Genomic DNA, 23,553 nt, shown 5'->3' with positions numbered 1-23,553 from the left:
CGACTCAGCGGTCCTGTTCGACCCCGGAGGTGTCGACCCCGGACGCCTCGACGTCCGCGTCGTCGCGTGAGTCGTCGTGCACGCCTGCCGACTGCATTCCCGACACCGTGGCGGTGATGCTGCGCGACAGGTCCTGCGCGGTCAGGCCGAGCTGTTCGAGCAACTGCCCCCGGGAGGCGTGCTGGAGGTACTCCTGCGGGATGCCGTGCACCTGTACCGGGATGTCGATCTCCGCGTCCTGCAGCCGGGCGGTGACCGTGGCCCCCACGCCGCCCTGCACCCCGTTGTCCTCGACGGTGACCACCAGCCGGTGCGACCGGGCCAGCTCGACCACCGAACCGGGCACGGGCAGCACCCACCGCGGGTCGACCACGGTGGCGCCGATCCCCTGATGCGCCAACCGTTCGGCGGTGTCCACCGCCAACGAGCACAGCGCCCCCACCGCGACGATCACCACGTCGTCGGGGTGGCGGGTCGACCGGTACAACACGTCGACCCCGTCGTCGAGCCGCTCCACCGCGCGGATGTCCTCCGGCACCGGGCCTTTCGGGAACCGCAGCGCGGTCGGGCCGTCCGCGACGTCCAGCGCCTCGCCCAGTTCCTCGCGCAACCGGACGGCGTCTCGCGGGGTGGCCACCCGCATTCCCGGGACCAGCGCCAGCAGCGACAGATCCCACATACCGTGATGGCTGGGACCGTCCGGGCCGGTCACCCCAGCGCGGTCGAGGACCAACGTCACCGGTTGGTGCAGCAGACCCACGTCCATGAGCAATTGGTCGAAGGCGCGGTTGAGGAAGGTCGAGTAGATGGCGACCACCGGATGTTTGCCGCCGAGGGCCAGACCCGCGGCCGAGGTGAGCGCATGCTGCTCGGCGATGCCGACGTCGAACAACCGGTGCGGGAAGCGCTCGCCGAAGGCGGCCAACCCGGTGGGGCCGGACATCGCCGCGGTGATGGCGACGATGTCGTCGCGGCGCGCGCCGGCCTCGACCAACGCGGCGGAGAACTCCGACGTCCAATCCTGTGGCGGCACGCTGGTGGGGATGCCGGTGGTGGGGTCGATGATGCCGGTGGAGTGCATCTGGTCGGCCTCGTCGTTCTCCGCGGGGGCGTAACCCATCCCCTTGCGGGTCACCGCGTGCACGATGACCGGACCGCCGTAGGCCTTGGCCTGCGACAAGGCCGACTCCATGGCGTGCAGGTCGTGGCCGTCGACCGGTCCGACGTATTTCAGCCCCAGGTCGGTGAACATGGCCTGCGGGGCCACGAGGTCCTTGAGACCGGTCTTCAGACCGTGCATCACCGCGTACGCCGCGGGTCCGACCACGGGCACCTGCTGCAGCAGTTTGCGGGTCTCCTCCAGGGCCTTCTCGTATCCGGGCTGCAACCGCAGACCGGACAGATGTCGCGCCAGGCCGCCGATGGTCGGTGCGTAGGAGCGGCCGTTGTCGTTGACGACGATGACCACGGGGCGGTGACCGTCGGCGATGTTGTTCAACGCCTCCCAGCACATGCCGCCGGTGAGCGCGCCGTCCCCGACGACGGCGACCACGTGTCGGTCGGCCCCGTCGAGCTCGAAGGCCTTCGACAGTCCGTCCGCGTAGGAGATCGCGGCGGAGGCATGCGACGACTCCACCCAGTCGTGTTCACTCTCACCTCGGTCCTGATACCCGGTCAGACCGTCGCGCTGACGCAATCGGTCGAAACCGGCCGCCCGGCCGGTGATGATCTTGTGCACGTAGCTCTGATGGCCGGTGTCGAAGACGACGGGATCGGTCGGTGAGTCGAACACCCGGTGCACGGCGAGGGTGAGCTCGACCACACCCAGGTTGGGGCCGAGATGACCGCCGGTGGCAGAAACCTTGTCGATCAGGAACTCTCGGATCTCGTCGGCCAGGTCGCAGACCTGTTCGTCCGACAGTCCACGCAGGTCTGCGGGACACCGGATCGCTTCGAGCTGACCCATCGACACTCCAATCTGCGGTGTAGGCGACAGTCTACGGACGTGGCCTCAGATCGCAGACGATCACCGGTCGCGATTCAACACGGCGATGGCCTCTACGTGATGGGTGAGCGGGAACGCGTCGAATCCGCGGATGTCGCGTACGCGGTATCCGTGCTCGGCGAACAACCGCAGATCCCGCGCGAGGGCGGCGGGGTCACAGCCCACGTGGATCACGGTGTCGGGTCCGGCCGCGCAGATCGCGGCGACCACCGCCCTGCCCGCCCCGGACCGCGGCGGGTCGGCGACCACCACGCCCGGACGGGGCAGTCCGGTGACGACCGTCTCGGTGGACCCGGTGACCGGGTGGACCCCGCTGTCGTCGGCGAAGCTGTTCACGGCCACCGCGGTGGCCGTGGCGTCACCCTCGGCGGTCCACACCTGCGCCACCCCGGCGTCGCGTAGTGCCCCGGCCAACACCCCCACGCCGCCGTAGAGGTCCCAGCCGACGGCCACCTCCGCGCCGGTCGATGCCCAGCCGGTGACCACGTCGCTGTACACCAGGGCGGCGTCGCGGTGCGCCTGCCAGAACCCGGTCACCGGTACCTGCCACATCCGTTCCCCGACTCGTCGCAGGGTGGTCGGGCCGCCCTCGATCACCCGGGGCGGTCCGGTACGGGGGCGGCGGCGCTGCCGACCTCGACCGCGGCTCGGCGCGGCGATCTGCACGATCTGCCGCGCGGGGGCCGCGTCGCCGACGGCGTCGTCGATCGACACCACCAGCTCGGTGCCGGGACGCAGTCCGCCGAGACCGGCGAGCCCGTCGGTGAGGCCGGCCACCGGCTGGGCGCAGTCGGTCTGCGCGATCACCTCGTCGCTGCCGTGTCTGTGGTAGCCGAGACGACCGTCGGCGTCGACCGCCAGACGAACCCGGGTACGCCAACCGACCTGGGGTGCGTCGGTGTCCGACGACCCGATCGGTTCCACCACCCCCTCCCAGTCCACTCCGCCGATGCGGCGTAGCTGATCGGCCAACGCCCGGCTCTTGAGTTCTCGTCCGTGCGACCCGGTGACGAAGGACAGGTCACAACATCCCGCGCCCGCGGCGGCCGCCGGACAGACGGGATCAATGCGATGCACCGAGGGTGTGAGGACCTCGACCAGCTCCGCGTGACAGAAGGCGGCCTTGCGATCGTCGACCACGCGGGCGGTCACCCGCTCGTCCGGCAGCGCGCCGCGCACGAACACCACCCGGCCGTCATGGCGTGCCACACCCAGCCCGCCGTGTGCGAATCCGGTGATCTCGACGGTGAGCACCTGCCCCACCCATCCGAGACCGGTCATCAGCGCTGCGAGCGGTCGGCCGCACGGACCGACCCGACACCGCGCCGGGTGTCACCGGGTGCGGTGTAGAGGGTGTCCCGGTCCTTGCGGCGGTCGGAGGACGACAACTGCCACGGCACCGAGGTGACCATCACCCCGGGTTCGAACAGCAACCTACCCTTCAGTCGCAGCGCCGACTGGTTGTGCAGGATCTGCTCCCACCAGTGGCCGACCACATATTCCGGGATGAAGACCGTGATGACGTCGCGCGGGGACTCCCGCCGCACCCGACGGACGTAGTCGATGATCGGACGGGTGATCTCCCGGTACGGCGAGGCGATCACCTTGAGCGGAACCGAGATGTCGCTCTTCTCCCACTGCGACACCAACTTGCGGGTCTCGGCGTCGTCGACGTTGACGGTGACCGCCTCGAGTTCGTCGGGGCGGGTGGCCCGCGCGTAGAGCACCGCGCGACGGGTCGGCAGGTGCAGACTGGACACCAACACGATCGAGTGGGTGCGGCTGGGCAGGATCGACTCGTAGTCCGCATCCGCGTTGTGCAGTTCATCCTGCACGGTGTTGTAGTGCCGGTGGATCAGCATCATGATCACGAAGATCGCGATCATCGCCACGATGGCGATCCAGGCACCCGCGGTGAACTTGGTCAGCAACACGATGATCAACACGGTGCCGGTCATCAGCAGCCCGATGGAGTTGATCACCCGCGACCGCTGCATCCGGCCGCGGGCACGGGGGTCGGTCTCGGTCCGCAGGCTGCGGGTCCAATGCCGCACCATGCCCGTCTGGCTCAGCGTGAACGAGACGAACACACCGACGATGTAGAGCTGGATGAGCGCGGTGACCTGGGCGCCGAACGCCACGACGAAGACGATCGCCGCGGCGGCCAGGAACAGGATGCCGTTGGAGAAGGCCAACCGGTCGCCACGGGTGTACAACTGCCGCGGCAGATACCTGTCCTGGGCGAGTACCGAACCGAGGACCGGGAACCCGTTGAACGCGGTGTTCGCGGCCAACGCCAGGATCAGCGCCGTGACCACGGTGATGAAATAGAAGCCGGGCGTGAAGTCGTGGAACACCGCGTGCCCGAGCTGGGCGATCAGCGACTTCTGCTGATAACCCGCCGGTGCACCGACCAGGTCGGAGGCGGGGTTGGCGACGTATTTCACACCGATCTTTTTGGCCAGCAGGATGATCCCCAGCAGCAACACCACCGCGATCGACCCCAGCAGCAGCAGGGTGGTCGCGGCGTTGCGGGACTTCGGCTTGCGGAAGGCGGGCACCCCGTTGCTGATCGCCTCCACACCGGTCAGCGCGGCACAGCCGGACGAGAACGCCCGGGCGATGAGGAACACGAACGCGATGCCGACGAGGTGGTTGTGCTCGGCCTTCACCCCGTATGACGCGGTCTCGGCGGTGAGCGACCTCCCCATCACGAAGATCTCGACGTACCCCCAGACCAGCATCACGACCATGCCGACGATGAAGGCATAGGTGGGGACGGCCAGCGCCGCACCCGATTCCTTGATGCCGCGTAGGTTCACCGCGGTGAGCAGCAGGATCGCGCCGACACACATGAGCACCTTGTGCTGTTCGACGAACGGGATCGCCGAACCGATGTTCTCCGCGGCCGACGAGATCGATACCGCGACGGTGAGCACATAGTCGACGAGCAGTGCACTGCCCACCGTCAACCCGGCCTTGGGACCGAGGTTGACCGTCGCGACCTCGTAGTCGCCACCGCCGGACGGGTAGGCGTGCACGTTCTGTCGGTAGCTGGCGACCACCACGGCCATCACCACCGCGACAGCGATCCCGATCCACGGGGTGTAGGTGTACGCCGACAACCCGGCCACCGAGAGCACCAGGAAGATCTCCTGGGGGGCGTAGGCGACCGACGACATGGCGTCGGAGGCGAAGACCGGCAGCGCGATGCGTTTCGGGAGCAGGGTGTGACCGAGGCTGTCGCTGCGGAAGGGGCGTCCGAGCACCAGCCGTTTGGTCGCCACGGACACCTTCGAGACCTTCGACACGCAGGCAACACTAGGGGTTGGCGACCGACGTCGTCCCCCCGACCCGCATACTCCCGGACCGATGTGGTCCGGTGACCGCGCACGCTCCGGCCGCCGGTGGCCTGCCCGCGAAAACTGCGGGACATCCGATTTCCCGCTCGACCGGGGATCTCCCGTCGATGCATCGGCGGCTGACAACCGAAACTGTGGGAGATCGGATCTCCCGCAGTTTTCGCCGGACGCACGCGCTACGGTTTCAGACCGCCGGGGGATACTGGCGTCACGATGCGTCGTGCACGACGTGGCGGACCGGTGCGTACCGACCACCGACCAGCGAGGAGTTCGGTTTGCGGATTGTCATCATGGGCTGCGGCCGGGTGGGGTCGTCCCTGGCCGTGGCGCTGGAACGGGCGGGTCATACCGTCGCGATCGTGGACCGCGACGAGACCGCGTTCCGCCGACTCGGCCCCGACTTCACGGGCACCCGCGTGCGCGGCGTCGGATTCGACCGGGACGTGTTGCGCAAGGCGGGCATCGACGAGGCGGACGCGTTCGCCGCGGTCTCCTCGGGTGACAACTCCAACATCATCTCCGCGCGAGTCGCCCGCGAGCAGTTCGGCGTGGAACGGGTCGTCGCGCGGATCTACGACGCCAAACGGGCGGCCGTCTACGAACGCCTCGGCATCCCGACCGTCGCGACGGTGCCGTGGACCACCGAACGGTTCATGTCCGCGCTCGGTGAGTCCCGCGCCGACGACGGCTGGAGCGACCCGTCACGCAAGGTGGTGGTGATCCCCCTCGAGTTGCACGAATCGTGGGTGGGGGTGACCGCAGCCAAGCTGCAGGCGCAGACCGGGGCCCGGGTGGTGTTCCTGTTGCGCCTGGGCAACGCCGTGTTGCCGGATCCGAAGACCGCGCTGCAGCAGGACGACTCGATCTACGTCGCGGTGCTCCGCGAACGCATCGACGAAGCCCGCGCGATCGCCGCCGCACCCCGGGAGCGCGACGATGCCTGACCGGTCACCCACTCCCCGACCATCGACATCGCGCGCGACGGCATCCCAGACGACGGGGGCCTACGCGACCGTGAGCCATCCGTACGGCACCCGTGCCCACAGGAGGAACCCGTGAAGGTGGCAATCGCCGGCGCAGGCGCGGTGGGCAGGTCCATCGCCCGCGAGTTGCTGGCCAACTCCCATGAGGTGACGTTGTTGGAGCGCAAACGCGCCCACATCGACGAGGACGCGGTGGTCGGGGCCACCTGGCTCTTCGCCGACGCCTGCGAGCTGGACAACCTGGAACAGGCCGCGCTGGAGACCTACGACGTGATGGTCGCGGCCACCGGCGACGACAAGGCGAATCTGGTGGTCAGTCTCCTGGCCAAGACCGAGTTCGCGGTGAACCGCGTGGTCGCACGGGTCAACGACCCGCGCAACGAGTGGCTGTTCGACGAGGACTGGGGCGTCGACGTCGCGGTGTCCACCCCCCGCATCCTGGCCTCCCTGGTCGAGGAGGCGGTGTCGGTGGGTGATCTGGTCCGGCTGATGACCTTCCGCCAGGGCCAGGCCAACCTGGTGGAGATGACGCTGCCGGACAACACGCCACTGGCCGGGAAACCGGTGCGCAAACTGCTGCTGCCCCGCGACGCCGCACTCGTCGCCATCCTGCGCGGCGGCCGGGTGATCGTGCCGCAGTCCGACGACCCGGTGGAGGGCGGCGACGAGTTGGTCTTCATCGCCCCGGTGGAGGTCGAGGAGGCGCTGCGCACCGCCATCATCGAGCCCTGATCGTCGGTTCAGTCCCCGGCGTGCTCCGGTGACGCGGCACCCGACCGGGTGTTGTCCGGGCTCTCGGCGGCGCCGCGGTCGGCCCACCGCACCAGCAGCACGGTCGCGAGCACGGCGACGGCGGTGAGTGGCCAGCCCATCGCGATGCGGGACGCGGCGAGCCAGCCGGTCTGGTCGTGGTCGTAGAGCGACGACTGTACGAGGTAGCGGGCGATGAACAGCACCGCCCAGCAGGCGGTGGCGATGTCGTAGGCGACCAACGTCCGGCGATGTCTGCGCCACTCGGAGCCGTTGCCGTTGATCATGTTCCAGACCACGCCGACCAACGGCCATCGCACCACGATCGACAGGACGAACACGGCGGCGTACACCAGGGTCGACCAGATACCGAAGAGGAAGTAGCCCTTGGCACTGCCGGTGCGGTGGGCGATGAACGCACAGATCGCGACCCCGATGAGACCGGAGACGGCGGGTTGGAGCGCTTCGCGGCGGGCCAACCGGATGGCGAAGATCGCCGCGGCCGACGCCAGGGCGGCGATGATGGCCCACTTCAGACCGAAGAAACTGTTCACCGGCACGAACACCACGATCGGCACCGTGGAGTAGATCAGCCCGGAGACCCCACCGAGCTGCTCGAGCATCGTCCCGTTGTCCGCGCGGTCACCTCGCGCGTCGCCGGCAGTGGTCTCGTCGTCACCACCGTGGTGGTCCCCGCCGGGGACTCGATCCCCCTCGGGGTCGGTGCCACCGGAAACGGGGTCAGTCCTCACCGAGCAGCTCGTAGTACGGGTTGAAGATGACCTTGACCCCGTCCTTCTCGCCCACCCGACCCCGGACGGTGAGCTTGCGACCCGGCTCGAGACCCGGGATGCGGTTGCGACCGATCCACTTCAGTTTGACCACGTCCGTGCCGTCGAAGAATTCGGCGATCACCCCGCTGTGCGCGGCCTTCGAACACGTCTGCACCGACCGCAGTTCGCCGTGCATCGTGACCTCTTCGCCTCGACAACATTCCGCCGCGCGCTGCCCACCGGCCGCACGCGACTCCTGTGAGATCTCCTCGGCGTCGAGACTCTCGAGGTCCTCGGTCAACCTGCGCGTCAGACGCTTCAGGTATCCACCTGCGGTCATTGTCACCTCTCCGTCGGGCGGGCTGTGCCCGACTCCCGGCAACCATGTCGACGCACCCGCCGACATCGTTGTCAAGCCCTGGCCCATCCGGCCTTGGTCATGGCCACTGTAGACCTGTGCGCGGCGGTTCACCACAGGCGGCCCGACCGCCCGAACTCACGCCTCTGACCTGCGCTTTCGATGCGCCTGCGGCAGGTCCCGCACGCCGCGGAGCCGTCAGCCGCGCCGCCACCGACGGCGGCGTAGCTGTTGCAGCGCCGAGCCCTCCGACGGTTCGGCCGACTCCGACCCCGATGCGGGGTCGTCCGGGGGCGTCACCGCATCGTCGGGGGTGTCCTGCACGACCGGCTGTGTCTCGTCGTCCTCGCTGAACACGGTCGCCTGGGCGCTCTGGAACCGGGCTCCGGGCGGCGGGTCGGCGACCGGTTCGTCGGAGCCGGGAGCGACGGCCGCGGTCTCGACGACGGGGGTCTCGGTGGCGGATACGTCGAATCCGGCGCCCTCGTCTCCGGCCTGCTCGGCCAGCAGTTGCTGTTGGGCCGCGGCGACCTGTTCGGCGAGCACAGGGGGCAGCACCACGGGCAACGGTTCGCGGGGGGGCAACGGATCGGTCCCCCGCCGCACCACGCTCTCGCTGAGCACCGCCCTGGCCACCGGAGTCAGCGCGTCGGCGGACTCCGGGGGTGCGCTGGCGACCAACCGCACCATCCACCGTGGACCGTCGACACCGATGAACCGGTGCACGGCACCGGGGACGGTGGCCACGATCTCGCGCCCCCAGTGGCCGTTCTCGTAGGCCGCCTGGGCACCCTCGCCACGCAACGACTCGGTGAGTTCCTTCATCACCTCACGCCACAACCCCGGCGACTTGGGGGCGGCGAAAGCGGCCACGGTGATGCGGCCGTGCGGGGTGACCAGGTGCACCGCCTGCGGTTGGTGTTCGGCGGACATCTCGACGGTCACCTGGCCGCCCTCGACCACCGGCACCAAGACCGACCCGAGGTCGAGATGGGAGTTCTCCAGATCGGGTTCGGCGCCGAGGTCGCCGATGTCGTAGGGGCCCAGACCCTGGCCGATGGCCGGTTGCGGGGTCTGCTCGTCGGAGTCGGTGGGCCGGTCGCGGCGGGCCATCAGGGCGTCACCTCCGTGGTCGACGGGGCCGAGGTCGCCAGCGTGGTGTGGCCGCCGCTGGACCCGTATCCACCGGTGCCCCTGCTGGTGTCGTCGAGCTCGTCGACCTCGACGAATTCGGGCAGCTCCACCCGCTGGACCAGCAGCTGGGCGATACGGTCACCGCGGGAGATGGTGATCGGCGTGGTCGGATCGGTGTTGACCAGACACACCTTGATCTCTCCGCGGTACCCGGCGTCGATGGTGCCTGGGGTGTTCACGATCGACAGTCCGGCGCGGGCGGCGAGACCGGAGCGCGGGTGCACGAGGCCGACGGTGCCGACGGGCAGGGCCAGCGCGATCCCCGTGCCGACCAGCTCCCTGGCACCGGGTTCCAGCCGGACGTCGACAGCCGAGTGCAGGTCGACACCGGCGTCACCGGGGTGAGCCCGGGTCGGGAGCGGGAGCCCCACATCGAGGCGGCGTACCCGCACCGCGGACACCTCGTGCGCCTCGGGACGGGGGTCGATGATCTCCGAATCGCTTGCCACATCGGGGAGACTACGCTGACGGCGTGGCTGGATCCCCCTCGACCGACTCCCCCAAGAGCGCGGCCGCGTCGCACACCTTCGACGAGCGGTTGCGCGTCCCCCTGTGGTGGTGGCCCGCCGCGGCCGTCGTGGTGGCGGTGTTCGGATACGAGATCCAGATCTCGGCGCGACACATGCTGTGGAGTGCGATCGCCTATCCGCTGCTCGCGGCGTTGGCGGCCTGGATGCTGTGGTCGATGGGCCGCACCCAGATCCGGGTCGCGCCCGGTGCCGACGGTTTCCCGCCGGAATTGTTCGCCCACAGGGCCCATCTGCCCGTGTCGGTCATCGCGAGGGCGGGCAGTGTTCCCGCCACCGCGAAGAGCGCGGCACTGGGCAGGCAACTCGACCCGGCGGCCTATCTGGTGCACAAGTTCTGGGTGAAGACGATGGTGCTGCTGGTCCTCGACGACCCCGACGACCCGACGCCGTACTGGCTGGTCAGCACCCGGCATCCCGAGCGGCTGATCACGGCGCTGGGTCTGACCGACGCCGCCACGCGCTGACCGACCCGAGACACAAGACTGCCCGGCACCGTCGGGGTGTCGGGCAGTTCGTCACGTGAGCGCCACACCGCGCTCACCTCGTGTTCACTTATGTTGTCGCCCTGGGGCATCGTCGCCGCGGGCGGGCGTCCCTCGTGGAGCCCGATGGCCCCGGTCGTCCGGGTCGAGACGCGCTCAGGCGCAGTCGACGCAGATCCGCTGACTTCCGGACTCACGAGCCAGCCGGCTGCGGTGATACACCAGGAAGCAGCTGGTACAGGTGAATTCGTCGGCCTGCTTGGGGATGACCCGGACCGACAACTCCTCGCCGGACAGGTCCGCGCCGGGGAGTTCGAAGGATTCCGCCGTATCGCCCTCGTCCACGTCCACCGAGGCCGCCTGGGCCTCGCTGCGCCGTGCCTTCAGTTCCTCGAGCGAGTCCTCGCCGATCTCCTCGGTCTCTGTTCGCCGGGGTGCGTCATAGTCAGTCGCCATGTGTCCGCCTAACGTCGTGTTGGAAGCATCCGGTGGTGAGTTGTGGCCGGCGGCCTGGTCTGCCGCGGATGCCACGTCGCCGATCTCGGCTCACTGTTGGGCCTCGACCGCGTTCACTGGACAACGTCGAATGCCTCCGATTCGTTGCCCACACCATGCCGGTATCGTGTGATCTTCGCCACTGTCCCTTGTGTGACAGACGGTCGACGTGAATACCGGGGAAGCGGGCGAAGCATACCCAGGAGGGGTGCCCGCGTCAACACCTGCGGCATCCGGCCGTCGAAGGGGCTGCCGACACCGCCGCGAACGTGCGCCGGATGGCGTTGCGCGCACCGTACAGTGGTGACTCGCACAACCCGGCCCGAAAGGTGCGTTTTCTGGTGGTTTCGAACATCACGACCGGTTATCCCACCGACGACCGTGGTCGACCGTTCCGCCGACGCCGCATCGTGCCCGCGATCATCACCGTGGTGGTGCTGATCGTCATCATGGGCGCCGTCTGGATCAGCGCCCTCTCGCGGGCCTCGTCCAACGCCACCCCGGTGGACTGCCCGCAACCGACGGCCCCGGCTGCCGCGTCCGGGACCGCATCGGCAGCTCCGGCAGCTCCGGCGAGACTCACCGTCATCGACCGCGACACCATGCTCGGGGTGGCCCCGGCACCGTTGTCCACGTTCACCGTCCGGGTGCTCAACGCATCCGGGCAACGCGGCCAGGCGCACCAGGTCCTCGATGACCTGACCGGGCAGGGATTCCTGCCCACCGCCGCGAACCCCTACGGCGACGACACCGTGTACGGCGCCACCGACCTCAACTGTGTGGCGCAGATCCGCTTCGGCGACGCGGGGAAGGCCGCGGCCGCGTCGGTATGGCTCGCCGTTCCGTGCGCGCAGGTCGTCAACGACGGTCGCAAGGGCACCGAGGTGGACGTGGCGCTCGGACAGCACTTCACCGGTCGCGAGCAGTCGCAGGACGCGCAGGCCGCGCTGGAGTCACTGCGTTCCGCCGACCCCAAGGATCCCAAGGCCGGCGTCGACCCGTCCCTGATCAAGGCGGTCCACTCCGGGAAGTGTTGACCGGCGCCGGGAGTCGGTCAGCCCGGGACGGGATCCAACGCACCGAGATCACGCAGGATCGCGGTGAACTCCGCGGCGACGCCGGGCGCCGACGCCAGGGTCACGTCGCCTGCCTGTCCGCGCGACCCCGGACCGGGCACGGTGACCACCGCCCCCGCCTCGGCGGCGATGAGCGCCCCGGCCGCCCAGTCCCACGGGTTCAGTCCGTGCTCGAAGTGCGCGTCGACGGTACCCGCGGCGACCATGCAGAGATCCAGGGCGGCCGAGCCGACCCGCCTGAGGTCACGGACCTGCGGTAACAACCCGGCGACGATCTCGCCCTGCCTGCGCCTGCGGTCGGCGGCATAGCCGAAACCGGTGGCCACCAGCGTCATCCCCACCTCGTCGACCACCGAGCACCGGAGTACCCGGGACTCGACGCCGTCGTCGGCCCGGGCACCGGCACCCGCAGCGGCGCTGTAGGTGATGCCCCGTGCGACGTCGACCACCGCCCCGGCCACCGACTCCCCCGCGATCTGCGCGGCCAACGAGACGGCGTAGGCGGGGATCCCGTAGAGGAAGTTGACCGTGCCGTCGATCGGGTCGACCACCCAGCGCACACCGTCGGGGACGTCGACGCTGCCGCCGTCCTCCTCGCCGAGCACGGTGTCGTCGGGCCGACGCTGTGCCAACAGACGGCGGACCAGGGTCTCGGTCTCGGTGTCGACCACGGTGACCGGATCGGTCCGCGTCGACTTGGCGGTGACCGCGTGCGACTGCGCCGGCCCCGGGCCCGCCCCGAACACCTCGGCCCGCCGCGCGCGGACGTGCTCAGCGGCCGCCTCGGCGATCTCGACGGCGATGCGGGTGAGCTCCACCGGGTCTCGGGTCACCCGCTCTCCGGCGCCGTGCGTCGAGGTCGTGAGGTGGGTCGATCGGTCGGGTGTCGCCGGTACGTCGGTCACACCTCCATGTCAGCACAGCACGGTGCGCGACGCCGAACCGACCGGCGCGCCCGGTGAGGAGAGGATCGCGAGACGCAACGCGCGAACCCGCCCGCGTGACTAGCCTTGTCAGCAGTTTGCGCCTGTCCAGCTCTCGTCTGTTGGGCGTGTGACGTCCACGCCGACACCTCGACTTCGAAGGGATCCCGATGTCCGCCTCGACGCCCGAACAATCCGACACCTCCCTGCCCGAGTCCCACCCGGGCATCCAGACCGCACCCACCGGCACCAACCTCGGGTTCGGGGTGGATGTGGGTGGCTCCGGCATCAAGGGCGGGGTGGTCGACTTCGACACCGGCGCCCTGGTCGGTGAGCGGCACAAGGTGCTCACCCCGCACCCGTCCACCCCCGACGCGGTGGCGAAGGGCGTGCGCGAGGTGGTCGAACACTTCAGCTGGTCGGGCCCGGTGGGGATCACCCTCCCGTCGGTGGTGACCGGAGGGGTCGCCCGCAGCGCGGCCAACATCGACAAGGGATGGATCGGCACGGAGGTCTATTCGCTGTTCAGTACCGCGCTCGACGGTCGTCAGGTCTCGGTGCTCAACGACGCCGACGCCGCCGGGATGGCCGAGGACGCCTACGGCGCGGGTAAGGACGCCAAGGGGGTCATCTTCCTGCTGACCTTCGGTACCGGGATCGGTTCGGCCATCCTGCACAACGGGGTCCTGCTGCCGAACACCGAACTCGGCCACCTCGAGGTCGACGGGAAGGAAGCCGAACACCAGGCCTCGTCGAAGGTCAAGGAGGACAAGGGCTGGTCGTACGAGAAGTGGGCCACCAAGGTGTCGGCCGTGCTCATCACCTACGAGAAGCTGTTCTCACCCAACCTGTTCATCGTGGGTGGCGGGATCAGCCGTAAGGCCGACAAATGGCTGCCGCACCTGACCAACACGGTGCCCGTGGTCCCGGCCACGTTGCAGAACACCGCCGGTATCGTGGGCGCGGCGATGGCGGTCTCGGCCGGTCTCAAGGTGTGATCGCCGCCTGCCGGGCCCTCGGCTCGCCGGGCGCCTGCGAGCACCACGGCGGGCCGACGACGCGGTAGTCGTTACAATGGAGAGGTCCTACCCCATCGGGGACACGATCACATCGCAGAGCCGCCGAGGTTCATCACCATCGGCGTGCCGCCACCTGAGCTAGTTTTCGAAAGGTATACGTGGCAGCCACCAAGACCCGCCAGGCAACACAGGACCCCGAGACCTCGGAGTCCGACGACACGGGTACCGGCGCGGCTCCGGCACCGGCGAAGAAGACGACCGCGAAGAAGACGGCCCGTAAGGCGCCGGCGAAGAAAGCCCCGGCCAAGAAGACCGCGGTGAAGAAGGCTCCCCGCAAGGCCGCCGCGAAGAAGGCAGCTGCCGCCACCGCCGATACAGCGGCCGACGGCGTGGTCGACGGTGACGAGGCCGACACCTCGATAGACGACATCGACGCACCCGAGGGTGAGTTGACCGACACCGACGTCGAGATCACCGACGACACGGACGACACCGCGGACGCCGCCTCGACCGCGCCGACCCCGAAGGCCGTGAAGGCCGGCCCGGCCGACGAAGAGGAGATCGAGGAGCCCACCGAGGAGGACAAGAAGTCCGGCGACTTCGTCTGGGACGAGGAGGAGTCCGAGGCGTTGCGGCAGGCGCGCAAGGACGCCGAGCTCACCGCGTCGGCCGACTCCGTCCGTGCCTACCTCAAGCAGATCGGCAAGGTCGCCCTGCTGAACGCCGAGGAGGAGGTGGAGCTGGCCAAACGCATCGAGGCCGGTCTCTACGCCACCGAGCAGATGCGGCGCAAGGCCGAGGCCGGCGAGAAGCTGACCACCGCCCAGCGTCGCGACTACCTGTGGATCTCCCGCGACGGCAACCGCGCCAAGAACCACCTGCTGGAGGCCAACCTGCGTCTGGTGGTCTCGTTGGCCAAGCGCTACACCGGCCGCGGCATGGCGTTCCTCGACCTGATCCAGGAAGGCAACCTGGGTCTGATCCGTGCGGTCGAGAAGTTCGACTACACCAAGGGGTACAAGTTCTCGACCTACGCCACCTGGTGGATCCGACAGGCCATCACCCGCGCCATGGCCGATCAGGCCCGCACCATCCGTATCCCGGTGCACATGGTGGAGGTCATCAACAAACTCGGTCGTATCCAGCGCGAACTGCTCCAGGACCTCGGGCGCGAGCCCACTCCGGAGGAACTCGCCAAGGAGATGGACATCACGCCCGAGAAGGTCCTGGAGATCCAGCAGTACGCGCGCGAGCCGATCTCACTGGACCAGACCATCGGCGACGAGGGCGACAGTCAGCTCGGCGACTTCATCGAGGACTCCGAGGCCGTGGTGGCCGTGGACGCCGTCTCGTTCACCCTGCTGCAGGATCAACTCCAGTCGGTGCTGGAGACCCTGTCGGAGCGCGAGGCCGGCGTGGTCCGGTTGCGCTTCGGCCTGACCGACGGTCAGCCGCGCACCCTCGACGAGATCGGGCAGGTGTACGGGGTCACCCGCGAGCGCATCCGGCAGATCGAGTCGAAGACCATGTCCAAGCTGCGCCACCCGTCACGTTCGCAGGTGTTGCGCGACTACCTGGACTAGTCGCTCGCGTCGGACCGAGATCTCACCGTGCCGTCAGATCCTGGGCGAACATCACGATGATGCCGCTCGGTCCGCGGACATAGGTCAGCTTGTACACGTCGGCGTAGTTCGCGACCCCGCGCAACGGATGACAACCGTGCCGAGCGGCGATCGCCAGAGCGTCGTCGATGTCGTCGACCGAGAACGCCACGCGGTGCATGCCGATCTCGTTGGGCAGGGTGGGCTCGGTCTCGATGGCGTCGGGGTGGATGTACTCGAACAGTTCCAGCCGACCGTGCCCGTCCGGCGTCTGCAGCATGGCGATCTTGGCGTGGTTGCCGTCCAACCCGACGGCGGTGTCGGCCCATGCGCCGCTCACCTCGTCGCGGCCGAGGACGGTCAGACCGAGGTCGGTGAAGAACCTGATCGTCGCGTCGAGGTCACGGACGGCGATGGCGACGTTCTCGAGGGCGATGGGCACACCGGGCACGCTACTGCCCCACCGATGTCAGCGCGCCGAAAACGTCCCGTCGGCATTCGGTGGGTACGCCTCGGTCCCGACAACCGCTGTCACCGGTATCGGTCCGTAGAGGTGCGGGAAGCGCATACCGTCCGACCGCGGCGGGTCTGCGGCCTCCACGACCACCGGGTCCGTCAGTCGATCGACATCGATGTGCAGGAGCAACAGATCGTCCCGTCCGGCGAACAATGCCGACGCCGGGATGTGCACCTGGCGGAGGAAGGACAGGTGGACGAACCCCTGGTCGGCCAACGACGCGGGCCGCAGGTCACCGTCCGCGGCCGCCCAGTCGTCGCGGGGGCACAGGTGCACCAGCGGACCTGTCGGGTCGTCTGCGGTCTCGGAGGTCGTCATGGCGACCACTCTCCCACGATAAGCGGTCAGGCAGGCGGATCCGCGATCCCGTCACCGGGCGGATACTTCCGCGCCGGTGACCGGCGGGCGTCGTTCAGGGCGGTCAGAGCGATGGCCGCGCACACCATCACGATGCCCAGCCACTCGCGGAGGTCACCCAGTTGACCCAGGGTGACCGCGCCGACCAGCGCCGCGGTCACCGGCAGCAACGCCAGCAGCAACGCGAACCGGGCCCGCCCCAGGAACAACAGCGACACCTGATCGAGGACGTAGGGCACCGCGCTGGAGAGCACACCGACGGCGATGCCGAGCGCCACCAGATGCCACCAGGCCACCGGACCGCCCCCGGTCCTCGACACACTCTGCACGTCCACCACCCGCAGGACCACGATCAGCGGTATGAGCAGCAACGACGCCACCGTCAGACCGATGCCCAGATCCTCCACCCCTCGCCTCCAGGGCCGAGGGCGGTCCGCGTCGGTGTCGGCACCCGACGCCGATCGGTCGCTGATGCGTTTGCCGATCACCACATAACCCGCCCACATCGCCGCCGCGGCCAGCGCCCACACCACCCCGACCCACTCACCGCTCAGTGATGCGCCGGACACCAGCACCACCCCGACGAGCACGGTCACGGCGGCGGCCACGTCGGCGAGCCGTCGGGAGCCGAGAATGGCCACGGCCACCGGACCGACGAACTCCACCGCCACGGCGACTCCGAGCGGGATGCGGTCGATGGCCAGGTAGAAGGCACCGTTCATCGCCAGCGTGGTCAACCCGAAGATCGTTGCCCTGAGTAATCGACTCCGGTCGACGCCCCGCGGACGGAGCGCTGTGACCAACACCACCCCGGCGGCGAGACACCGCAACCAGGCCACGCTGACCGGGTCCCAGTTCGCGAAGAGCGGAATCGCCAGCGCGGCACCGCCGTACTGACAGACGGCTCCGACGATGAACAGAACCGGGACAAAACCGCTACGCACAGTGGATTTCCTTCGCTGACCAGCGCACATCCCAACGCGTCCTGCCATCGACCGTCGGCCACGGGGTGTTCCGAGAACGTCCCATCGGCCCCGTGTTACGGGTGAGTGACAACACACGGCGGGGCGGGCCGGGAACAATACGGCGTCCAGCATCGTCTGAGACAGTGAGTGCGTCGCGTCGCATCGGACGCGGCACGCGAAGGGAAAGCGTCACGCTGGCCCGGGACGGAGGAAAAATGTCAGATGTCACCACTACACCCCCGATCTCCACGCCTCTCACTGCCGCAGACCGGTGTGATCGTTGTGGAGCCGCCGCACGTGTTCGTGCGGACCTCCCCGCGGGTGGGTTGCTGCTGTTCTGCCGTCACCACTTCACCGAGCACGAGGCGCGACTCGTCGACCTCGGCGCGACCGTGTCCATGCCGTCCGAAGAGCTGGTCTAGAGACGGGAGCTGGTCCAGAGACGCAGGCCTTCGCCGCTGATCCAACCGCTGGCCGCTGATTGGACACACATCGGCACCGGCGAACCACGCCCACGGCCCGTGGCCCCGCGACGACCATTACGCCGGTCGAGCGGAACCACGGGCCGTGTGCTGTCCGGGAGTCGCGTCGGACCGTGACGGCGGCGCCGGTCACTTCCAACGACGCAACTCGCCGATCCGTTCGCGCAGTTGCTCGGCGGTGGCCATCGCGGTGGGCGGACCGCCCAGCCGCTGCCGCAACTCGTTGTGCACCAGACCGTGTGGCTTGCCCGTGCGGTGATGGTGCATCGCGACCAGGCTGTTGAGTTCGCGGCGCAGCGACGACAACTGCGCCCGAGTGTCGGGTTCGGCCGCGGTTCGCGTGACGGCCTGGTCGCCGTTCGCCGCCGCCGCGGTGCGCGCCTGGACCTGCTCCTGCTGCCGTTGCGACAGCAGGGTCCGCACCTGGTCGGCGTCCAACAGCCCCGGCAGACCCAGGTAGTCCGACTCCTCCTCGCTGCCGGAGTAGGTGGCGGTGCCGAAGGCCGAACCGTCGAAGATGATGTGGTCGAGTTCGGCGTCGGCGTGCAGCGACTCGAAGCCGCGCTCGTCGGCGTCGCCCTCGTCCTTCTCCCGCTGCGCGTCCGTGAGCAGCGCGTCATCCAGACCGTCGGAATCCCGGTGCGGTTTGCCGAGCACGTGGTTGCGCTGCGCCTCCAACTCGGCGGCCAGTTGCAGCAACACCGGCACCGACGGCAGGAACACGCTCGCCGTCTCCCCCGGTCGCCGGGACCGCACGAACCGGCCGATGGCCTGCGCGAAGTACAACGGGGTGGACGCCGAGGTGGCGTAGACCCCCACCGACAGACGCGGCACGTCCACGCCCTCGGAGACCATCCGCACCGCGACCATCCACTCGTCGTTCGACTCGCCGAAGGCGGCGATCTTCTTCGACGACCCGGGATCGTCGGACAGCGCCAGCGTGACCGGGGTGGAGCTGATGGAACTCAGCAGTTCGGCGTAGTCGCGGGCCGACTTCTGGTCGCTGGCGATCACCAGACCCCCCGCGTCGGGAACACCCGACTCGCGGAGTGCTCGCAGACGGGTGTGCGCGGCGGTGAGGACCGCGGGGATCCAGTCACCGTGCGGGTCCAACGCGGTACGCCACGCCCGCGCGGTGTGTTCGGCCGACAACGGTTCACCGAGCCGGGCGCTGAACTCCTCGCCGGCGTTGGACCGCCAGCTCGCCTGCCCCGAGTACGCCAGGAACACCACCGGACGCACCACGCCGTCGGCGAGGGCGTCGGCGTAACCGTAATTGTGGTCGGCCTTGGACCGCTGCACGCCCTCGGCGTCGGACTCGTAGGTGACGAACGGGATGGGGCTGTCGTCGGACCGGAACGGGGTACCGGTCAGCGCCAGGCGTCGGGTGGCGTCGGAGAACGCCTCCCGGATGGCGTCACCCCAGGTCTTGGCGTCACCGCCGTGATGGATCTCGTCCAGGACGACCAGGGTGCGCCGATTCTCGGTGCGCACGCGGTGTCGTGACGGGTGCGCCGCGACCTGCGCGTAGGTGACCACCACGCCGTCGAAGTCGGAGCTGGTCTGACCCGTGGAGTTGGAGAACCGGGAGTCCAGGGAGATACCGACCCGATCGGCGGCGTCTGCCCACTGGTGTTTCAGGTGTTCGGTGGGAGCGACCACGGTCACCTGTTCCACGGTGCGGTCGGCGAGCAACTCGGTGGCGATCCGCAACCCGAACGTCGTCTTACCCGCACCCGGGGTCGCCACCGCGAGAAAGTCCCGCGGCGCGGTGGCCAGGTATCGGGTCAGCGCGCGTCGTTGCCACATACGTAGCGACGCACCGGTGGAGACGGCGTTCTGGGTGTCGACCACGACAGTAGAACTCCTGACAGACAGTAGAACTCCCTACACACTGCAAAACCCCGACAGACAAAGGGGATTGGCGACGATTCCGGCCACCGCACCGACGTCACGGTCGGGTGGCGGAGCCCGGACGCACCGCTGCGACTCTACCCGAGGCGGGCCCGCTCCCCGGGACACGCACGACCCGGTCCCGCGGTCCATCGCCCCGATCAGGGATGCTGGTCACATAGACAGACACGATGCCCGCACCAGGCCCGTCGACGATTCCGCGACGGAGCCGGATCGTCTGCGCCTGCCGGTGTGGTCGAACCTGCATCGTCTGGTCTGGCGCACGGCGGTCAAGGCGTGGCAGGACTCGATCGTCGCGATGTCGGCCCAGGCCGCCTTCTGGCAGACCCTGTCGTTGGCTCCCCTGCTGCTGGGCCTGCTCAGCAGCATCGGCTATGTCGCCGGGTGGTTCGGCCCGGACACCATCGACATCGTGCACGCGCGCATCATCGGGTTCGCCAGTCGGACGTTCAGCGAGAACGTCGTCGACGAGATCATCAAACCCACCGTCGCCGACGTGCTGGGTCGGGGCCGGGTCGAGTTCATCTCCATCGGTTTCGTCATGTCGCTGTGGGCCGGATCGTCGGCGATGAGCAACTTCATCGACTCCATCTCCCGCGCACACGAGCAGAATTCCCTGCGCAACCCCGTCTGGCAGCGGATCTTCGCGCTCAACGTGTACCTGGCGTTCCTGGTGGGCGCGGTGTTCATCCTGCCGTTGGTCGCCCTGGGCCCCACCTACATCAACGAGCTGCTGCCGGACTCGTGGAACCCCATCGGCAACCACCTGATCGCCTACGGCTACTACCCCGCGGTCGGATTGTTGCTGGTCCTCGGTTTGGCCACGATGTACCACGTCGCGCTGCCGCGACCGCTGCCCTGGCACCGGCTCATCGCCGGTGCGCTGCTGGCCGCGGTGGTGTTCGCGGTCGCGTCGTGGATCCTGCGGATCTACCTCGCCTACGTGGTCAAGGCCGGTTACTCCTATGGCGCGCTGGCCACCCCGATCGCCTTCTTGCTGTTCACGTTCTTCCTCGGTTTCGCGATCGTCATCGGGGCCGAGTTCAACGCGACGGTGCAGCGCATGTGGCCCGCCAAGCCCAGTCACATCGACGTGGTCCGTGACTGGGTGTCGGCCCAGGCCGACGACATCACCGGTCAGCTCCGCGGCATCCCCGAACGGCTGCAGACCGGGCCGATCCGCCGCCGGGGCCACCCTGCGGCCGACGCGAGATCGACGGAGATGCCGATGCAGTCCGGCGACATCACCGAGGTCGCCAGGGACGGACACCAACAGCGGAGCCGGTCGCCGCTGCGCCGATGACGACCATCGGAATGGGCTCGACCCGCGGTCAGCTCTTCATCCGGGCGTAGATCTTCTTGCACTCCGGGCACACCGGGGCGCCGGGCTTCGGCGACCGGGTCACCGGGAACACCTCGCCGCACAGGGCGACGACGTGATTGCCCATGACCGCACTCTCGGCGATCTTGTCCTTCTTGACGTAGTGGAAAAACTTCGGCGCGTCGTCGTCGGTGGTGTCGTCGGTGTCGACGTCCTCCAGCAGATCGGGGCGCTCGATCGTCTGCGTACCCATACCCGACATTGTGCCGGATCGGGTGCCCGGGTGACCACCGACGCCGCAGGACGGTCCGATCCGTTTCAGCACGGCTCTCGCCTGCGACGATGCGGCGAGCTCGGGAAAGTGGAAGAGTTGAGCACGTGGTTCGCAAGGAGGATCGGGAAGCCATCCTGATAACGCAGGCCGAGTTGCCGCAGGATGCACAGCACCGGGCGAGGGTCCGGCGTTATCTGTTCCTGATGGCCTTCCGGGTTCCCGCGCTGGTGCTGGCGGGTGTGCTGTACGGCGTCACCGGCAACGGTTACGTCGCCCTCGGTGTCATCGCGCTGTCCATCCCGTTGCCGTGGATGGCGGTGCTCATCGCCAACGACCGCCCGCCCCGGGCCAAGGGCGAGGCGCGGCACTACAAATTCGGTGGTGCCAAGGTCGGCAACGAATTGGGGATGGGCCGTTCGTCGGTGGTCGACGAGCACCCGCACACCACCCACATCGACCAGGAGTTGCGCCGTATCGAGGGCCGCCAGGAGTGACCACCGACCTCGACGGCGCACCCACCGCCGTCGACGCCCTGCACACCATCTGCTCCGATCTGCGTACCGCGTTCCTCACCCACGGGTACGACGCGGACGGTGTGCTCGCCGCCCTGGGAGCGGAGGCCCATGACGCACTGGGTCGCGGTGAACCGGTCCCGGTGCGTCGGGCCGCCGCCGACGCCGGCGAACTCGGCATCCTGATCCGGTTGTTCCTGGTCGCCGACGCCTGCCGCCGCGACGAGGTCGCGGCGGCCCTGCACCCGGTGACGGTCGGGGACGCGCTCACCACCGGGCTGCTGATCACCGACGGTGATCGACTGCGCGCCGCGGTCGACGTGCGTCCGCTGGACACCGGTTCGGGCAACCGCTGGTTGTTCTCCGACATCGACGGCAGCATGCGCCCCGTCGACATCGCCACCGACCATGTACTCGGTGTCGGACACGCGTCGTTATCGCTGCTGCAGGCCACCCCGTCGACGCCCGTGGGCACCGTGCTCGACGTCGGGACCGGCTGCGGGGTGCAGGCACTGCACGCGCTGGACCACGCGCGCCACGTCACCGCCACCGACATCACCGGACGGTCGCTGGATCTGGCCCGGGCCGGATTCGCCATCAACGCCGTCGATCCGTCACGTCACGAACTGCTCCGCGGCTCCTGGTTCGAACCGGTCGTCGGCCGACGGTTCGACGCCATCGTGACCAATCCGCCGTTCGTCGTGGGCCCGCCCGCGGTCACCCACAGCTACCGCGACTCCGGTCTCGACCTCGACGGGGCGAGCCGGCTGATGATCTCGACCGCCCCGGATCACCTGGTACCCGGCGGCACCGCGAGCATGTTGGCGTCATGGGTGATCACCGGTGACGACTGGCGCGAACGGGTCGCGAGCTGGATCCCCGACCACGGAGTGGACGCGTGGATCCTGCAGCGTGACGTGGCCGACCCGGCGCTGTACGTGGGCACCTGGATCCGCGACGCCGGCCTGGATCCGCGGATGGGTCGCGGCGCCGAGCTGGCCGCGCAGTGGCTGACGCACCTCGAGGCCGCCGGGGTCCGCGGGATCGGCTTCGGCTTCGTCTACCTGCGCGCCACCGACGCCCCCTCCGACGTGCTGGCCGAGGAGATCCGTCACGAGTTCGACGGCCGTCTCGGCGTGGAGGCACCGGCCTACCTCGACCGAGTCGCCTGGTTGCGTGATCACGAGCTGGGGTCGGCGCGGCTGCAGTTGGCCGACGACGTCGCCCTCACCGACGTGGCGGTCCGCGCGAGGACAACCGGTCCCGACGGCGTGGACGTCGATGACTGGCGTCGGGTCGCCCTGCGCCTGCACCGCACCGAGGGCCCCCGGTGGGCCCACGAGGTCGATGCGGTGGGCCGCGCCCTGGTCGGCGGACTGCGCCACGACGGACTCCCCCTGGACGAGGTGGTCGCGCTGCTGGCCGCGGCGGTCGACGATGCTCCCGAACCGGACGCGGTGCACGGCTTCGTCGAGGCGTTGGTCCGCCACGGCGTCCTGGTCGCGGGTTCCCCGGATGTTCGCGCGGAGTTGACTTCTCAGTAAGTTCTCAGCCGGGTGAGGCATTCCCGCAGCTCAGAGCGGCAGCGACGAGTCGGTGCGGGGAACTTTTTCCTCCCCACGGGTCGTTGGACCTCATGAAAGCGAATGACTCGAGGAGG

At 69.0% G+C, this 23,553-nt stretch carries 24 protein-coding genes; 10 read left to right on the top strand and 14 right to left on the bottom strand.

Annotation, left to right across the window (positions count from 1 at the left end; genetic code table 11):
- Positions 1-4 precede the first annotated feature (4 nt).
- Genes dxs through BW971_RS06200 form a run of 3 tightly spaced genes read right to left on the bottom strand, consistent with a single transcriptional unit; the run spans position 5 to position 5,316 of the window.
- The gene (gene dxs, locus BW971_RS06210; protein WP_076478216.1) at positions 5-1,966 is read right to left on the bottom strand and encodes a 1-deoxy-D-xylulose-5-phosphate synthase; all 1,962 of its coding nucleotides are present in this window, start codon (positions 1,964-1,966) and stop codon (positions 5-7) included.
- 60 nt (positions 1,967-2,026) lie between these two features.
- Positions 2,027-3,286: a class I SAM-dependent RNA methyltransferase gene (locus BW971_RS06205; protein WP_076477664.1), complete on the bottom strand. Its 1,260-nt coding sequence runs from the start codon at positions 3,284-3,286 to the stop codon at positions 2,027-2,029.
- Positions 3,286-5,316 carry an APC family permease gene (locus BW971_RS06200; RefSeq protein ID WP_076477663.1) on the bottom strand — a complete coding sequence of 677 codons (2,031 nt, stop codon included), beginning with the start codon at positions 5,314-5,316 and terminating at the stop codon, positions 3,286-3,288. The genes BW971_RS06205 and BW971_RS06200 overlap by 1 nt, the downstream gene beginning before the upstream one ends.
- 326 nt (positions 5,317-5,642) lie before the next feature.
- Between BW971_RS06200 and BW971_RS06195 the strand changes: the two genes are divergently transcribed.
- Together BW971_RS06195 and BW971_RS06190 are read left to right on the top strand one after the other, a co-directional pair.
- Positions 5,643-6,311 (top strand): potassium channel family protein, encoded by a 669-nt coding sequence (locus BW971_RS06195; RefSeq protein ID WP_076478214.1) that lies wholly within the window; start codon positions 5,643-5,645, stop codon positions 6,309-6,311.
- Positions 6,312-6,422: 111 nt separating this feature from the next.
- Positions 6,423-7,082, top strand: a complete 660-nt coding sequence (locus BW971_RS06190) for a potassium channel family protein (protein WP_076477661.1) — start codon at positions 6,423-6,425, stop codon at positions 7,080-7,082.
- An 8-nt stretch (positions 7,083-7,090) separates the two neighbouring features.
- Here BW971_RS06190 and BW971_RS06185 read toward each other — a convergent pair whose 3' ends face one another.
- The 4 genes from BW971_RS06185 to dut all read right to left on the bottom strand — a co-directional run bounded on the left by BW971_RS06185 (position 7,091) and on the right by dut (position 9,874).
- Positions 7,091-7,723, bottom strand: a complete 633-nt coding sequence (locus BW971_RS06185; protein ID WP_083709455.1) for a DUF3159 domain-containing protein — start codon at positions 7,721-7,723, stop codon at positions 7,091-7,093.
- Positions 7,724-7,841: 118 nt separating this feature from the next.
- The gene (locus BW971_RS06180) at positions 7,842-8,213 is read right to left on the bottom strand and encodes an OB-fold nucleic acid binding domain-containing protein (protein WP_076477658.1); all 372 of its coding nucleotides are present in this window, start codon (positions 8,211-8,213) and stop codon (positions 7,842-7,844) included.
- A gap of 216 nt (positions 8,214-8,429) precedes the next feature.
- Positions 8,430-9,344, bottom strand: coding sequence for a DUF3710 domain-containing protein (locus BW971_RS06175; protein WP_076477656.1), 915 nt, complete (start codon positions 9,342-9,344; stop codon positions 8,430-8,432).
- The gene (gene dut, locus BW971_RS06170; RefSeq protein ID WP_234974270.1) at positions 9,344-9,874 is read right to left on the bottom strand and encodes a dUTP diphosphatase; all 531 of its coding nucleotides are present in this window, start codon (positions 9,872-9,874) and stop codon (positions 9,344-9,346) included. Before dut ends, BW971_RS06175 begins: the two co-directional genes overlap by 1 nt.
- A gap of 23 nt (positions 9,875-9,897) precedes the next feature.
- Between dut and BW971_RS06165 the strand changes: the two genes are divergently transcribed.
- On the top strand, positions 9,898-10,419 hold the full coding sequence (locus tag BW971_RS06165) for a DUF3093 domain-containing protein (RefSeq protein WP_234974269.1): 522 nt from the start codon (positions 9,898-9,900) through the stop codon (positions 10,417-10,419).
- Between the two features lie 174 nt (positions 10,420-10,593).
- Here BW971_RS06165 and BW971_RS06160 read toward each other — a convergent pair whose 3' ends face one another.
- On the bottom strand, positions 10,594-10,893 hold the full coding sequence (locus tag BW971_RS06160; RefSeq protein WP_076477652.1) for a DUF4193 domain-containing protein: 300 nt from the start codon (positions 10,891-10,893) through the stop codon (positions 10,594-10,596).
- A gap of 380 nt (positions 10,894-11,273) precedes the next feature.
- On the opposite strand from BW971_RS06160, the gene cei reads away from it, so the two are divergent.
- Positions 11,274-11,969, top strand: a complete 696-nt coding sequence (cei, locus tag BW971_RS06155) for an envelope integrity protein Cei (protein WP_076478210.1) — start codon at positions 11,274-11,276, stop codon at positions 11,967-11,969.
- 17 nt (positions 11,970-11,986) lie between these two features.
- Here cei and BW971_RS06150 read toward each other — a convergent pair whose 3' ends face one another.
- Positions 11,987-12,841, bottom strand: coding sequence for an inositol monophosphatase family protein (locus tag BW971_RS06150; RefSeq protein ID WP_076478208.1), 855 nt, complete (start codon positions 12,839-12,841; stop codon positions 11,987-11,989).
- A gap of 260 nt (positions 12,842-13,101) precedes the next feature.
- Here BW971_RS06150 and ppgK point away from each other — a divergent pair, with 260 nt between their 5' ends.
- Both ppgK and BW971_RS06140 read left to right on the top strand, forming a co-directional pair.
- A complete protein-coding gene (gene ppgK / locus BW971_RS06145) occupies positions 13,102-13,929 on the top strand; it encodes a polyphosphate--glucose phosphotransferase (RefSeq protein ID WP_083709361.1) in 828 nt (275 codons plus the stop codon).
- Positions 13,930-14,108: 179 nt separating this feature from the next.
- Positions 14,109-15,533, top strand: a complete 1,425-nt coding sequence (locus BW971_RS06140) for an RNA polymerase sigma factor (RefSeq protein WP_076477650.1) — start codon at positions 14,109-14,111, stop codon at positions 15,531-15,533.
- Positions 15,534-15,555: 22 nt separating this feature from the next.
- On the opposite strand, the gene BW971_RS06135 is transcribed toward BW971_RS06140, so the two are convergent.
- From BW971_RS06135 to BW971_RS06125, 3 genes are read right to left on the bottom strand one after another with little or no spacing between them, the layout of a single operon-like run.
- Positions 15,556-15,993 carry a VOC family protein gene (locus BW971_RS06135; RefSeq protein ID WP_076478204.1) on the bottom strand — a complete coding sequence of 146 codons (438 nt, stop codon included), beginning with the start codon at positions 15,991-15,993 and terminating at the stop codon, positions 15,556-15,558.
- 27 nt (positions 15,994-16,020) lie between these two features.
- Positions 16,021-16,386: a DUF952 domain-containing protein gene (locus BW971_RS06130; RefSeq protein ID WP_076477648.1), complete on the bottom strand. Its 366-nt coding sequence runs from the start codon at positions 16,384-16,386 to the stop codon at positions 16,021-16,023.
- Positions 16,387-16,412: 26 nt separating this feature from the next.
- The gene (locus BW971_RS06125) at positions 16,413-17,369 is read right to left on the bottom strand and encodes an EamA family transporter (protein WP_234974268.1); all 957 of its coding nucleotides are present in this window, start codon (positions 17,367-17,369) and stop codon (positions 16,413-16,415) included.
- 236 nt (positions 17,370-17,605) lie between these two features.
- On the opposite strand from BW971_RS06125, the gene BW971_RS06120 reads away from it, so the two are divergent.
- Entirely contained in the window at positions 17,606-17,812 is a 207-nt protein-coding gene (locus BW971_RS06120; RefSeq protein ID WP_076477646.1) for a DUF7455 domain-containing protein, read from the top strand.
- A gap of 189 nt (positions 17,813-18,001) precedes the next feature.
- Here BW971_RS06120 and BW971_RS06115 read toward each other — a convergent pair whose 3' ends face one another.
- Positions 18,002-19,681 carry a DEAD/DEAH box helicase gene (locus BW971_RS06115; RefSeq protein WP_076478200.1) on the bottom strand — a complete coding sequence of 560 codons (1,680 nt, stop codon included), beginning with the start codon at positions 19,679-19,681 and terminating at the stop codon, positions 18,002-18,004.
- A gap of 85 nt (positions 19,682-19,766) precedes the next feature.
- Between BW971_RS06115 and BW971_RS06110 the strand changes: the two genes are divergently transcribed.
- Positions 19,767-21,089, top strand: a complete 1,323-nt coding sequence (locus tag BW971_RS06110) for a YihY/virulence factor BrkB family protein (protein WP_407701201.1) — start codon at positions 19,767-19,769, stop codon at positions 21,087-21,089.
- A 28-nt stretch (positions 21,090-21,117) separates the two neighbouring features.
- On the opposite strand, the gene BW971_RS06105 is transcribed toward BW971_RS06110, so the two are convergent.
- Positions 21,118-21,360, bottom strand: a complete 243-nt coding sequence (locus BW971_RS06105; RefSeq protein WP_076478197.1) for a DUF3039 domain-containing protein — start codon at positions 21,358-21,360, stop codon at positions 21,118-21,120.
- 125 nt (positions 21,361-21,485) lie between these two features.
- Between BW971_RS06105 and BW971_RS06100 the strand changes: the two genes are divergently transcribed.
- Positions 21,486-21,875 (top strand): DUF3099 domain-containing protein, encoded by a 390-nt coding sequence (locus BW971_RS06100; RefSeq protein ID WP_234974267.1) that lies wholly within the window; start codon positions 21,486-21,488, stop codon positions 21,873-21,875.
- A complete protein-coding gene (locus BW971_RS06095; RefSeq protein ID WP_076477640.1) occupies positions 21,872-23,437 on the top strand; it encodes a DUF7782 domain-containing protein in 1,566 nt (521 codons plus the stop codon). The genes BW971_RS06100 and BW971_RS06095 overlap by 4 nt, the downstream gene beginning before the upstream one ends.
- Positions 23,438-23,553 lie beyond the last annotated feature (116 nt).

Origin of the sequence: Williamsia sterculiae (assembly GCF_900156495.1) — a bacterium.
Taxonomy (GTDB): domain Bacteria; phylum Actinomycetota; class Actinomycetes; order Mycobacteriales; family Mycobacteriaceae; genus Williamsia_B; species Williamsia_B sterculiae.
The sequence above is the reverse complement of the archived record's forward strand: the minus strand, read 5'-3'. Positions and strand labels throughout refer to the sequence as shown.

Excerpts from the sequence above, each read along its gene's own strand:
- BW971_RS06185 (WP_083709455.1), bottom strand. The coding sequence starts at position 7,723 with ATGCTCGAGCAGCTCGGTGGGGTCTCCGGGCTGATCTACTCCACGGTG.
- BW971_RS06115 (WP_076478200.1), bottom strand. The coding sequence starts at position 19,681 with ATGTGGCAACGACGCGCGCTGACCCGATACCTGGCCACCGCGCCGCGG.
- BW971_RS06120 (WP_076477646.1), top strand. The coding sequence starts at position 17,606 with ATGTCAGATGTCACCACTACACCCCCGATCTCCACGCCTCTCACTGCC.
- BW971_RS06130 (WP_076477648.1), bottom strand. The coding sequence starts at position 16,386 with ATGACGACCTCCGAGACCGCAGACGACCCGACAGGTCCGCTGGTGCAC.
- BW971_RS06175 (WP_076477656.1), bottom strand. The coding sequence starts at position 9,344 with ATGGCCCGCCGCGACCGGCCCACCGACTCCGACGAGCAGACCCCGCAA.
- ppgK (WP_083709361.1), top strand. The coding sequence starts at position 13,102 with ATGTCCGCCTCGACGCCCGAACAATCCGACACCTCCCTGCCCGAGTCC.
- dxs (WP_076478216.1), bottom strand. The coding sequence starts at position 1,966 with ATGGGTCAGCTCGAAGCGATCCGGTGTCCCGCAGACCTGCGTGGACTG.
- BW971_RS06105 (WP_076478197.1), bottom strand. The coding sequence starts at position 21,360 with ATGGGTACGCAGACGATCGAGCGCCCCGATCTGCTGGAGGACGTCGAC.
- BW971_RS06160 (WP_076477652.1), bottom strand. The coding sequence starts at position 10,893 with ATGGCGACTGACTATGACGCACCCCGGCGAACAGAGACCGAGGAGATC.
- BW971_RS06205 (WP_076477664.1), bottom strand. The coding sequence starts at position 3,286 with ATGACCGGTCTCGGATGGGTGGGGCAGGTGCTCACCGTCGAGATCACC.
- BW971_RS06180 (WP_076477658.1), bottom strand. The coding sequence starts at position 8,213 with ATGACCGCAGGTGGATACCTGAAGCGTCTGACGCGCAGGTTGACCGAG.